Annotated in this window: 12 protein-coding genes; 1 reads left to right on the top strand and 11 read right to left on the bottom strand. The window is 37.9% G+C overall.

Features of this window, described 5'->3' with window-relative positions; translation table 11 throughout:
* From GXZ13_01405 to GXZ13_01375, 7 genes are all read right to left on the bottom strand, one after another.
* On the bottom strand, positions 1 to 244 hold a 244-nt coding region (locus tag GXZ13_01405; GenBank protein ID NLX74497.1), incomplete at its 3' end, for a hypothetical protein.
* A complete protein-coding gene (gene trpS, locus GXZ13_01400; GenBank protein NLX74496.1) occupies positions 207 to 1,205 on the bottom strand; it encodes a tryptophan--tRNA ligase in 999 nt (332 codons plus the stop codon). The genes GXZ13_01405 and trpS, both read right to left, overlap by 38 nt.
* 26 nt (positions 1,206 to 1,231) lie before the next feature.
* Positions 1,232 to 2,017, bottom strand: a complete 786-nt coding sequence (locus GXZ13_01395) for a Nif3-like dinuclear metal center hexameric protein (GenBank protein NLX74495.1) — start codon at positions 2,015 to 2,017, stop codon at positions 1,232 to 1,234.
* 134 nt (positions 2,018 to 2,151) lie between these two features.
* Positions 2,152 to 3,150 (bottom strand): aspartate-semialdehyde dehydrogenase, encoded by a 999-nt coding sequence (locus GXZ13_01390; protein NLX74494.1) that lies wholly within the window; start codon positions 3,148 to 3,150, stop codon positions 2,152 to 2,154.
* Positions 3,151 to 3,157: 7 nt separating this feature from the next.
* A complete protein-coding gene (locus GXZ13_01385) occupies positions 3,158 to 4,390 on the bottom strand; it encodes an aspartate kinase (protein ID NLX74493.1) in 1,233 nt (410 codons plus the stop codon).
* The gene (thrB, locus tag GXZ13_01380) at positions 4,387 to 5,349 is read right to left on the bottom strand and encodes a homoserine kinase (protein ID NLX74492.1); all 963 of its coding nucleotides are present in this window, start codon (positions 5,347 to 5,349) and stop codon (positions 4,387 to 4,389) included. Before thrB ends, GXZ13_01385 begins: the two co-directional genes overlap by 4 nt.
* A complete protein-coding gene (locus GXZ13_01375; protein NLX74491.1) occupies positions 5,346 to 6,386 on the bottom strand; it encodes a threonine synthase in 1,041 nt (346 codons plus the stop codon). The genes thrB and GXZ13_01375 overlap by 4 nt, the downstream gene beginning before the upstream one ends.
* A 516-nt stretch (positions 6,387 to 6,902) precedes the next feature.
* Here GXZ13_01375 and greA point away from each other — a divergent pair.
* The gene (gene greA, locus GXZ13_01370; GenBank protein NLX74490.1) at positions 6,903 to 7,361 is read left to right on the top strand and encodes a transcription elongation factor GreA; all 459 of its coding nucleotides are present in this window, start codon (positions 6,903 to 6,905) and stop codon (positions 7,359 to 7,361) included.
* A gap of 78 nt (positions 7,362 to 7,439) precedes the next feature.
* On the opposite strand, the gene GXZ13_01365 is transcribed toward greA, so the two are convergent.
* The 4 genes from GXZ13_01365 to GXZ13_01350 all read right to left on the bottom strand — a co-directional run bounded on the left by GXZ13_01365 (position 7,440) and on the right by GXZ13_01350 (position 11,822).
* Positions 7,440 to 8,381, bottom strand: a complete 942-nt coding sequence (locus tag GXZ13_01365; GenBank protein ID NLX74489.1) for a D-alanine--D-alanine ligase — start codon at positions 8,379 to 8,381, stop codon at positions 7,440 to 7,442.
* 65 nt (positions 8,382 to 8,446) lie between these two features.
* Entirely contained in the window at positions 8,447 to 10,255 is a 1,809-nt protein-coding gene (locus tag GXZ13_01360) for a hypothetical protein (protein NLX74488.1), read from the bottom strand.
* Complete coding sequence (locus GXZ13_01355) at positions 10,243 to 10,788, bottom strand: LPS export ABC transporter periplasmic protein LptC (GenBank protein ID NLX74487.1); 546 nt, start codon at positions 10,786 to 10,788, stop codon at positions 10,243 to 10,245. Before GXZ13_01355 ends, GXZ13_01360 begins: the two co-directional genes overlap by 13 nt.
* A gap of 20 nt (positions 10,789 to 10,808) precedes the next feature.
* The gene (locus GXZ13_01350) at positions 10,809 to 11,822 is read right to left on the bottom strand and encodes a hypothetical protein (protein NLX74486.1); all 1,014 of its coding nucleotides are present in this window, start codon (positions 11,820 to 11,822) and stop codon (positions 10,809 to 10,811) included.
* Positions 11,823 to 11,830: the final 8 nt, after the last annotated feature.

Here is an 11,830-nt window from a genome sequence, read left to right as displayed (position 1 = left end):
GGGATGTCCTTTTGCTATTGAGTAAAAAATTCACGTATTGTGACACAAGTTCCGTAATATTAAGTTTAGCGGGATCCATTTCTCTGCCTTCAACAAGATGACAAAGTAAATCCAAAGGACCCGAAAATGATCCTAATTGAACTTCGAAATTCTCAGATTCTAACTCTGTTGTCAGAACAGACAAATCATCTTCTTTTTTCAAATTATCACCGACGTAATAGCCCCATGGCTGTAAACACTTCATCCATAGTTGCCTCTGCCACTTTCTTTGCTCTTAATGCTCCTGCTTCAAGTATTTGTTTTAAATCATCATCTTTATTTTCAAATTTTGCGCGACGAGCCAATATTGGATCCATTGTTTCTTTAACATGAGCCATAAGTTTTTTCTTACAGTCTACGCAACCAATAGTTGCATTACGACACCCCTTGTCTAACTCGAGCAATTCATTTTGATTTTTATTAAAAAATTTATGTACATCCCATACAGGACATTTCTCTGGGGTACCTGGATCAGTTCTCCGCTCACGTGCAGGGTCAGTTGTCATTGTTCGCAACTTATTCCATACAGTATCCATATCATCTGCAATATTTAGTGCATTATTATAAGATTTACTCATTTTTCGGCCATCAAGACCAGGCATTTTTGCTGTTTTAGTTAATAATGTTTCCGGTTCAATAAAAACGTCTCCATATAAATAGTTAAATCTTCTAACTACTTCTCGCGTGAGTTCGAGGTGTGCATTTTGATCTTCGCCAACCGGAACTGCAAAAGATTTGTATAGCAATATATCCCCCGCCATCAAAACAGGGTAGCCCAAAAAGGCATAATTTGAGAGATCTTTGTTCTTTAGATTCAATATTTGCTCTTTATAGGTTGGACATCTTTCAAGCCATCCTAAAGGGGTAATCATAGAAAGGGCAAGATGTAGTTCAGCATGTTGTTTTATATGTGATTGAACAAATATGGCCGCTTTCTCTGGATCTATTCCAACCGCCAACCAGTCTAAGAGAATTTCTTTACAATTAGCTTTTATATTTGATGGATCTGAATAATCTGACATTAGGGCATGCCAATCTGCAATGGCAAAAAAACAGCTGTATTCGTCTTGAAGATTTACCCAGTTACTGAGAGCACCTGCCATATGGCCATAGTGTAACTTTCCTGTTGGTCTCATTGCACTAAATATTCTTTTTTGTTTATTCATTTTGTTCCACTTCTCTTTCTGTATTTCTAAATTGTGATGCGATCAAAGTCTTTTTCTTTTAAAACAATCACCGGTAGAGATGTCTCTTCTTTTATTATTTTTGCCAAGGGTGAAAGTGAAACTCTTTCAACTTCGCCATGGTCAGCAAGAATCAAATTTAACCCCATGCTCAGTATATCCAATCTTAAGTTATAAGACACATCAGAAGTGATAAATACATCCGCTTTTTCTCCTAAAGCATACTCCCACAAATCTCCACAAGCTCCTCCACCTATTGCAATCTTTTTAATTTCTCTGGAGATATCTCCGAATCCTGTAGATTCTGTAATTTTCCATTTATCTTTTAATAATTCCATACATTTTTTCATGCTTATTTTCCCTTGCAATTCACCCACAGCTCCAAGACCCCAAGCACCATTATTAATATTAGGGCTTAGAAGCGGTTTTATGTTTGTTAATCCTATTTTTTGGGCTAAACAAAAATTAACACCTTCATGGGAAGAGTCCCAATTAGTGTGTAGTGCATAAACTGCAATATCCTCTTTTATAGCAAGAGCGATAGCTTTTTGTGTTGATTTATACAAAACAATAGATTTTAAAGGATGAAAAATTGCGGGATGATGAGTAATCATCATTTGACATTCGTTCGAAACTGCTTGTTTAACTGAATCTTCTGTAAAATCAAGCGAAACAGCTATTTTTTTTATATCTGAAGTCGGATCTCCTATCAAAAGACCTGTATTGTCCCAATCTTCTGCCCATTCTGTAGGAATTCTTCTTTTTATTATATTCTTAATATCATCTAGCTTCATAACATCCCCTCCTAAAATGAGAGTAATGAAAGTTGGCACCTTTTTAATAGACAACATTGAATATTATTCATTGTTATCTACAAAATAAAAGGTAATGTAAGGGGCGTCAGATTTAGTCGCCCCCCTATAAGGAATTAAACAAAAAGCTCAGCGATTTGTACTGCGTTAAGAGCGGCACCTTTTAACAGGTTATCTCCGATAACCCACATAGCAAGTGCATTATCTAGCCCTGTGTCCCTGCGGATACGCCCAACATAGACTTCATCTTTTTCTGCAACCAAAATTGGTTGTGGGTATATGTTATCTTGAGGAGCATCCGCAACGATAATACCTGGAGAGCTGGCTAGTACTTCTCTTGCTCGTTGCGGTGTTAATTTATTTTTAAATTGAACGGTTATGCTTTCTCCATGACAGCGAAATATTGGGACACGAACCGTTATTCCACTTACCTTTAGATCAGGAAGATGCATAATCTTTCTTGATTCGTGTACCATTTTCCATTCTTCTTCTGAGATGCCTTCTTCATCAAAGGAGCCAATATGAGGAAGGAGGTTAAATGCGATCTGATGCGGGTATACTCCGGTATCAGATGTTTTTCTACCCTGAAGGAAGTTTGCTGTCTCTTCTTCCAATGCTCGAACAGCACTAATCCCTGTTCCTGCAACAGACTGATAAGTACTAATGTTCATATACGTTACCGAAGCTTCTTTATGTAATGGCCAGATTGCCATCAGAGCCTGAATTGTCGAGCAATTTGGATTAGCTATTATTCCTTTTTTATGATTTAGTGCATCATCTGGGTTTATTTCAGGAATTACCAGTGGCACATCAGTATCCATTCGCCATGCAGAACTATTGTCTATAACTATTGCCCCGGCTTTTGTTGCTATAGGTGCCCATTTTTTAGAAGTTGAACCACCGGCAGAAAAGAGTGCTATATCTACTCCATCAAATGAGTTCTCATCTACAGCTTGAACTGTAATCTCTTCTCCTGCATATTCTATCTTTGTTCCGGCAGAACGTGGTGAAGCTAGAGCTATTAACTTTAAAACGGGAAATTTTCTACGCTCTAAGGTTTTTAATATTTCACGTCCTACAAGACCGGTTACACCAAGGACTGCTATTTTTTTCATTGCCAAATTAGACTGCCTCCTCTCCGATAAATGCATTGTGCAATACCCGTGCAGCTTCATCAGATCTTTTGGAGTCAACAACACATGTTAAAGCTAAAGCAGTTGATGCTATCATTTCTATGTTTATATTTTCTTTTGCCAATACGTTAAACATTTTTGAAGGAACTTCGGGATGATTTGCTATACCTGCTCCAATAATTGTTACGCGTGCAATTTCTGTGTCATATGAAACCCCTTGGGCATCTATTTCATGACACAGGTCTCGGCAAACTTTTATTGCCGTTTCTAAGTGCTCTTTTTTTACAAGAAAACCTATATCATTTACCCCGCCTCTCATGTTGTTCTGTAAAATCATTTCTGTACCTACGCCATTATCTGCAAGGTTCGTAAATAATTTTGCGGCAACACCGGGCACGTCTGGAACTCCATGAAGTACTACTTTTGTGATTTTCGTATCTACCGTTACAGCCTTTATAATAAGACCTTCTGTCACTGGTCTGCTCATAACCCAAGTTCCCTCCTCTTCAGTAAAACTTGAACCGACATAAAGCGGCACGTCATATCTTGCCGCAACTTCAACACTTCTAGCTTGTATTACATTTGCTCCTTGAACAGCCATTTCCATGCATTCGTCAAAACTTATTTCATCAATTTTTTGTGCATTTTTCACAATTTTTGGATCACACGTCATAATTCCAGCCACATCTTTTAACAACTGGCAAGACTCCGCTTCTAAAGCAGCAGCCAATGCTACTGCAGACAAATCAGATCCGCCTCTGCCTAAAGTGATTATGTCGCCTTCTCCTGTCACAGCCTGAAATCCGGTTATTACAGCAACAATTCCTTCATCTAGGACTTTTTCAACAGCAGAAGGATCTATTCTTTTTATGCGCCCTTCCATAGGGAACCCTTTCGCAAAAATACCTGCCTGTCGTGATGTAAATGATTGTGCAGGGATGTCAGAATTTTGAAGTGCAAGTGCAAGTAAAGCTACACTCTGCTGCTCTCCTGTTGCCAATAATCTATCAATTTCTCTTCCATTTTTGTATTCAGAAACGCTTCCTGCAAGCTCCAAAAGGTCATCTGTCATATTTCCCATAGCAGAAACAACTACAGCTACTCGGTATCCACTATTACGAACTTTTTTTATTACCTGAGCTACATGCCTCATTCTTTCTGCATCTGCGACAGAAGAACCTCCAAATTTTAAAACAGTTAACGGACATTCTTTCCAATTCATTTGTTACAACTCACTTCCAATAATGCTTTTTTTAGAGAGGATCCTATTTCAACCCTAGCTCCTTCTTCACTTCCATCAATCACAAAAAATTGGGATCTTACTCCAAATTCTGTAAAAGTTCGGCACATTGCTTCTGCAACTCGATGTGTTTGCCCTTCAACAAATGCTATTACACTTGGACCTGAGCCGCTGATAGCAACACTTATACACTCAGGGAGTTCATGAACACGAGAAAAAATAACTTCTCCACCACTGAAAAGCTTTATTCTATAAGGCTGATGAAGTTTATCATCCATCCCCCATTTTAAATATCTCCACTTACCTGTTGCCCATGCTGCAGTAAGCAATGCAGCTCGGCCCAGATTAAATACTGCATCTTCAAAAGGAACAACTTTAGGTAAAGCGTTGCGCGCTTCAGTTGTACTTACTTTTTCTTCTGGTACAGCAACAACACAAAGAATCTCTGGAGGTAATGCGGGTAGTCTAATATATCTTAAATCTGTTCCGTCCCAACAACTGACTACCATTCCACCTAAAAAGCAAGGAGCAACATTATCTGGGTGCCCCTCTATGACAGTCATAGCTCTTAATAATTCTTCGTTATCTGCTTTGTAACCTGTAAGGTGTTTTGCTATTAGTACTCCAGCACAAACTGCGCCTGCAGAGCTACCAAGCCCTCTCGATAAGGGAATTATATTATGACTCCACAACGAGAATCCGGGCCCCTTAACCCCCCAACGTTCACAGGTCTTTTTATAAGATGTAATTACTAAGTTTAAATCAGGATTAACTAAAGTTGTTGCTTCTTCGCCATCAGCTTCAATTTTAAATTCGTCTGATGGTAAAATCTCCATAACTTTAAAAATATTATAAAGAGAGAGTGCCATACCGATGGCATCATAACCAGAGCCGAGGTTTGCACTGGTTGCAGGTATTCTTAGAGTTATCAATGGATTCAACTATCTATCACCTCTAGTAGTTCTTCTATATTATCGTCAATAGTAATAGGTTCTGAAATTTGAGACATAGCTGTAGCATGATCCTTTAATCCGTTTCCAGTAAGTATCATTGCTGTTGTAATGCCCTTTGGCAAGAGTCCCTGCTCTTTTAGCTTTACAAGACCAGCAAGAGGAGCACATGAAGCTGGCTCAGCAAAAAGACCGCCTTTAGAAGCAAGAAGTCTTTGCGCGGAAAGAATTTCATCGTCAGTTACAGAATAAAACCCTCCATTAGACTCAGATGTGGCTGCTTTTGCAAACTTTGCATTTACAGGATTCCCTATTCTTATTGCTGTTGCAATAGTCTCAGGGTGCAAACAGGGTTCACCGGTAACAAGAGGTGATGCTCCGGCAGCCTGAAAACCCATCATTCTAGGTAATTTATCTATTTTGCCAATTTCTTTATACTGTTTGTATCCTGCCCAATAAGCAGATATATTTCCTGCGTTTCCAACAGGTATTGCATGCCAATCTGGAGCTCTACCAAGATCATCACAAATTTCCCATGCTCCACTTCTCTGGCCCCAAAGCCTATAAGGATTAACTGAGTTTACAACAGTATAACCTACCCTTTCGGCGGCTTCCTGTGCCATTACTAAAGCTCTGTCAAAGTTTCCTCTTAGTGCAATTACTGTAGCACCATACATTAACGTCTGAGACAATTTGTCCGTGGCAACTTTACCTGCCGGAAGTATGACAAAACAAGGAATTCCTGCTGCAGCTGCATATGCTGCAGCAGAAGCAGATGTGTTCCCTGTAGAAGCACAAACTACTGCTTTGGCTCCATCTTCAAGAGCTCTGGCAACTGCCATTACCATGCCTCTGTCTTTAAATGAGCCCGAGGGATTTGAACCTTCTAGCTTACCCCAAAGCTCTATTTCAAGCAGGCTGCTAATTGCATCCAGATGAACAAAAGGCGTAGAACCCTCGCCTAAAGTTATTCTTGGAGTCTTTTCTGTTATAGGTAATAGATTTTTAAATTTTTGTATTACTCCCATAAAAATTCCTCCTTAAATTATAGAAAAAAGTCGCCTCTGAATAATTTCAGGAGGCGACTTGATTATCCGCGGTTCCACTCCAAATTAGTTGAAAAAAACTCAACCCTCATTGTGCTATAAGGGGCACCTCCCGTTGCCTTATCCTTTGGTGGCTTCGACAACTGCTCCGGGGTGGTTATTAAGAAAGATGAATAAGAATCCCTTACAGCCGACCTTAAGTCGAGAATCCATCTCTGATATACACCGATATTCTTAAATGGCCCCATCATTGCAAAGATATGCTTTTATACGCTTGTGTATTTATACTACTACGTTTTTATATTGTCAAGTTATATAAAGATAAATATAAAAATCACCTTAATTTCTAGATGTATAAAATAGGTTTGATATTTTTCCCGTTTTCTGCTAGAATGCTCGCTGCATTATAAATAATCAAGCAAAACTATATTTAATAAATAATTATACATTGGTGGTGTTTTTATTATGATAACAAAGCCTTCAGAAGATAAGGTCATAATGACCAGACAGGGATATGATAAATTAAAAGCTGAGCTAATAGAATTGCGTGGAGAAGGACGGGCAAACATAGCTGCTAGTTTAGAAGAAGCACGCGGATTTGGTGACCTAAGCGAGAATGCCGAGTATCATGCAGCGAAAGATGAACAAGGTAAACTTGAAACCAGAATTCTCTTACTTGAGTATCAGCTAAGTAAAGCTCAAATAATAGATTCTAAAAATATTGATACAAGTACAGCTAATATTGGCACTACTGTTACCTTAAAAGACTTAGACAACAAAAAAACATACACCTATACCTTAGTAGGCACAGAAGAAGCAGATATTAAGGAAAATAGAATTTCCGCATCAAGCCCAGTAGGTAAAGCAGTCTTTGGACAAAAAAATGGCAGCGAGGTTATTGCGAGAACACCTCGTGGTATAAGACATCTTAAAATCTTAAAAATAAGCCTTGCTTAATTTTAACTAATATTTTTGTAAATGTGAGTTGAATTCGGGAGATGTTTGTATCCCGGATTCAACTCATTTTTACTATAGTTATATAGCTCTGTTTATTTTAAATGATGTTGTTACTACTTCACTTAAAAACTCGGGAAGGTCCATGCCATATGCTTTAACTGCCATAGGAACTAAGCTCGTTGACGTCATACCTGGAATCGTGTTGACTTCTAATACGTAAGGAGTTCCTTCTTCAGTTACCCTAAAGTCTACTCTGCTAAAACTTCTACAGCCTAAACTTTTATGGGCAGCGACTGCCATATTAAACATTTCTTTATCTATATCTTTTGGAAACGTCGCTGGGCATAGGTACTCTGTACAACCTGCTGTATATTTATTCGTGTAATCGTAAAATCCTTCTTTTGGTCTAATTTCTATGGTGGGTAACGCTATTACAGTGGCATCTTCTTTCTCAAATACCGTTACAGTAGCTTCTTTCCCGGGAATGTACGCCTCTACTAACGCTTTTTCTTCGCTTTCCCAAGCCAAATTAAGTGCGGGTAAGATTTCCTCTGTATTCGTTAATTTTGTTACACCAACAGTGCTTCCACCACTATTGGGTTTTACAATTATTTCTCCATATTTTTCAAGCAGTTTTATGGCCAACTCAGTATTTTGTTCTCCTTTAAGCAAAGAAACACCTTCGGGTGTATTAATTCCATCTCTTTCAAAGAATAATTTAGCAGTGCTTTTATCCATTGCATACATTGATGCTTCAGGACCAGAACCAGTATAAGGTATGCCAAATAAGTTTAAACAAGCCTGAATGTAACCGTTTTCTCCCCAACCTCCATGTAAAGCAATATAAACCCCTTCTGCTTGATAAGATCTCCATTCTTTTAGAAATTTGGAAGGAGATGTAACATCTATTTTTATAGCGTCTAAGCCAACTTCATTAAGTTTTTCGTATACTGTACTGCCGGACTTTAAAGAAACTTCTCTTTCCGGACTGGTTCCGCCACACACTACAACAACTTTCATATCAATCAACTCCGAGATTTATTATCTTTAATGAATTATACTAATAATGTCCCACGTTTTAAAAATTAAAACCCTGTAGACCTACTACCTAAAGCATCAGAACCAAGTCCTATTTTATACTCAGGGAAAGCGTTGATAAAAAAAGTCAGCCCCATCTGCTTTTCATTACTAGCCACTTTATCTCTCACCCAGAATTGCCAAGTTACACAGTGCTTGTTGTAATTAAGTCTGTAAAATACTTCTGCTATCTGTTCAGTCTCAAGACTATATGTCCCCGCAACAGAGAAATCCCACTTTTCCCATGACTTCCCGATTGGAAGAGGAAAGGATACCAATTGATAAAAATCTCGCCTTTTTGCGTATCTATCCCAAGTCAAACTGGAATCACCGTCTACCCAACGTTGTGCATATTGACTAACAAATTTAAAAGATCCTATGTTCCAGCGCATTCCTGCCCATGCGTCAGTAATCTTCTGTTTTCTAACACCTGAATCATAATCATAATATGTGTAGCGAGCTCCATAATATGGTTTAAAATTATTCCAGCTTACATCTGGATTGCCTCTCATATCAGCAATTAATCCATATCTTTTTACCCAAGGATTTGTAATGTACGTATTATCTTGGTACCTTCCATGAACGGCTGAAAAACTTAATTTAGAAAAATTAGGACCATACCAAGGAGATGTTAGCCTAATTTCTGGGTCCTTCCATACGTTAAATCTCTGGTCTACCCCCGGACGCATAGTCGTCTCAATAAGCTCTCTTTGACTGAATAAAAGTTTTGCATTCCAACCACTTCTCGTTGCATATTCAGCACCCCATTGAGGTCGCCAGAGAGTAACTTTCTCATCCCTATTATAAAGTCGGTCTGACTGAGCGAATAGCCATAAACGATCTACTATTTCTTTTTGGTATCTTACTTTTGCTTCCCATTCACCTTTTGTCCAACCAATAGCGGCAATATTTAATTCTCCGTATTTATCGAAATCCAAATTGCCTCTTATTCCTGCACCTAGTCCCGTGTACGTATCAAATAACAAAAATGGCATAATGCTTTGTTCTCGTTTTTTTAACGCTATTATTAAATCAAATGGATAGGTAAAAAGTTTTGATTTTCCCATATAGAATTTGGGACGTTTCATTATTATCTTTTGATTTGGGATAATTACAGCTCTTTTTGTTTCCAACCTGTAATGTGGAGTGTCAAAATCACAAGTTGTACTTGATACATTCATCCATTTAGCGATATTCTCGTCTTTTGTGTAACGTCCCTTTTTAGTTGAAATTATACCTTGCTTTTTGGCTTCATCAGACGACATTATATAAACAGATTCTCCACGCATAAAGAGAGCTTCCGCTTTTCCCGAAGCTTTTGTTAAGACACCTTGTCTCGTATTTAAGTTGTACCTCAGATGATCGCCTACAAGATGGTCTTTCCCTGTTGCAATCGTTACTCTGTTGTTCTCATCAGAAACCGCGTCTATGATTGCATTGGTCAACTCATATTCAACATATGGGGATGTTAAAATCAGGTTTTTATTTTTTACCTTAACGTTGCCCTTGGCTGTTGCCACCCCTGACTGCTCATTGTATTCAATTATATCTGCATCAATTTGTAACGGATCTGTAATAGTGTCGTTTATAACTAAATCATCAGAAATAACAGAATCCTCTGTAGGGGGAGACCATACATCACTGTTAAAATCAACTTCCAACTCCGCATCATTTGATGATAATAATATATCTTCAAATTTTAATATTTCAGTATGATTAGCCTCCGTCTTACATGTTGGAGACAAAAGAAAGAAAAAAAATAAGAAACAAAAAAAATAAACAATTCTGAATTTTTCTTTAGAGGCTAATCTCTCCATTTTATTATGCCTCCATTTGGCAAAAAGATATCGCCATTTTTAGTGTCATATACACCTGTCGGCCCATTTATTTGCGTTTTGTCATCAGAAAGAGTTACATCTTCAGAAAAATTCCAGATTTCAGTTTTCGATTCATAGTACACTTTTCCACTTATTAGGTTATAACCCTTATCTGTTTTTTTAGACATCGTTCCTATAGCGTTTGTTAAATTAAAATTATTAGATTCTCTTAGAAAAATGCCACTTTCAGCTTTTATTTTAATGTCTGAATTGTCATCATTGATAGTCTCTATATCAAGTGATTTTGCATATATAACATTATCCTTATGTTCTACTTGGGGGGACCTTAATCTCCAATATTGTCCATTAATTTCCCTAATTACATCTATATTCTCAACTACAATATCGGGTAGGACAATTTTATCGGCATCATTAAGATGTAGGTCTTTCCATAAATATACAACAAGCACCGTGACAATAAGGAACACGATGCTTATGAGATGTTTCTTTGTATTTTTATTGATAAAGTTCATCTTAAATAATGCTGTTACAGCTAAGAATTAGAGGGAATGTTCCCTTGCGGTGCCACAACATCTCCAGATGTTGTGATAGAAGAGATTTGCCCAGGTATTTTATATGCATTCACGTTAACTTCTGACTCTGTCTCTATATAAAAAACAGTTCCTTCTTTAACTTGATTATCTGAACCTCTTATCAAAAAACCACCAACTAAACCTAACGGACCAAGTATCGCTGCTCCGGCTATACTTGCGCCCGCAGCCCCATACATAGCAGCATCTGCTTCCATAGCTTGTTTTGCTGAATCTCCTAACACTAATGCTATATTAGCGGGACCTATGGATTCGAGATAATCAAACTCTATTTCTATCTCAGAACCTCTACCAAAGCTTCTTGGTGGTTTGCGTTTTGATATATGTGCTAACACTCTACTTCCTTTGGGTGCAACTAGGTTCCCATCAAACAAAATGTCTTCAAGTAAGTTAAGGACAAGTTTATCGTCCAGTTTTATATTTTTTACAGAAAGTGTCTTTGTTAAAGATGCTTTGACTATGGTAGCTGCTGGAAGAGTTATTGTATTAGCTAAAACCCCTTCTGGTAGAATTTTCGTAATAAGTTTTTCTAATCGACCAGACAATGCTCCATCGCCTTTAAGCCCATCCGTAATCGATTCCAATTGTTCGACTCTTCTAGAAAGAGGCCAGATTGGGTATGTCTTTCTTAAAACAGCCCATTCTGCTACAGCTAGTTTAAAGAGCAAAGAAGGTTGGGTTGCTGTTTCTTTTTCGAGGAACTCTATTATCGCAGTTTGCCTTTCTGTCAAGCTCCCTGGTAGTTCACGGCCAAAAATATCCTTTTCCGCTCTACTTAATCTTGGAAGAAGACCTCCTGTCTGCGGCCCTCCATATACGATTGTCTCTATTCTTTCAAGAGTTTGAAAAACCACTTTATCCAAGTTATCAACAGATTCTTCAGCAAAAACTGGTTTTAATATTGGGGACGAAAGCAAAATGAATGCAATAGCTAAAAGTAAAATATATTTTTTCATTACGTGAC

This window comes from Synergistaceae bacterium (assembly GCA_012728235.1).
GTDB lineage: Bacteria > Synergistota > Synergistia > Synergistales > Synergistaceae > JAAYFL01.
Note: the sequence above shows the minus strand (reverse complement) of the source record. Positions and strands in the feature narration are given on the sequence as shown.

What these genes read in the sequence shown, in the direction of transcription:
- trpS (NLX74496.1), bottom strand. Translation starts at nt 1,205, where the DNA reads ATGAATAAACAAAAAAGAATATTTAGTGCAATGAGACCAACAGGAAAG.
- GXZ13_01375 (NLX74491.1), bottom strand. Translation starts at nt 6,386, where the DNA reads ATGGGAGTAATACAAAAATTTAAAAATCTATTACCTATAACAGAAAAG.
- GXZ13_01395 (NLX74495.1), bottom strand. Translation starts at nt 2,017, where the DNA reads ATGAAGCTAGATGATATTAAGAATATAATAAAAAGAAGAATTCCTACA.
- GXZ13_01390 (NLX74494.1), bottom strand. Translation starts at nt 3,150, where the DNA reads ATGAAAAAAATAGCAGTCCTTGGTGTAACCGGTCTTGTAGGACGTGAA.
- greA (NLX74490.1), top strand. Translation starts at nt 6,903, where the DNA reads ATGACCAGACAGGGATATGATAAATTAAAAGCTGAGCTAATAGAATTG.
- GXZ13_01350 (NLX74486.1), bottom strand. Translation starts at nt 11,822, where the DNA reads ATGAAAAAATATATTTTACTTTTAGCTATTGCATTCATTTTGCTTTCG.
- GXZ13_01385 (NLX74493.1), bottom strand. Translation starts at nt 4,390, where the DNA reads ATGAATTGGAAAGAATGTCCGTTAACTGTTTTAAAATTTGGAGGTTCT.
- GXZ13_01355 (NLX74487.1), bottom strand. Translation starts at nt 10,788, where the DNA reads ATGAACTTTATCAATAAAAATACAAAGAAACATCTCATAAGCATCGTG.
- GXZ13_01365 (NLX74489.1), bottom strand. Translation starts at nt 8,381, where the DNA reads ATGAAAGTTGTTGTAGTGTGTGGCGGAACCAGTCCGGAAAGAGAAGTT.
- GXZ13_01360 (NLX74488.1), bottom strand. Translation starts at nt 10,255, where the DNA reads ATGGAGAGATTAGCCTCTAAAGAAAAATTCAGAATTGTTTATTTTTTT.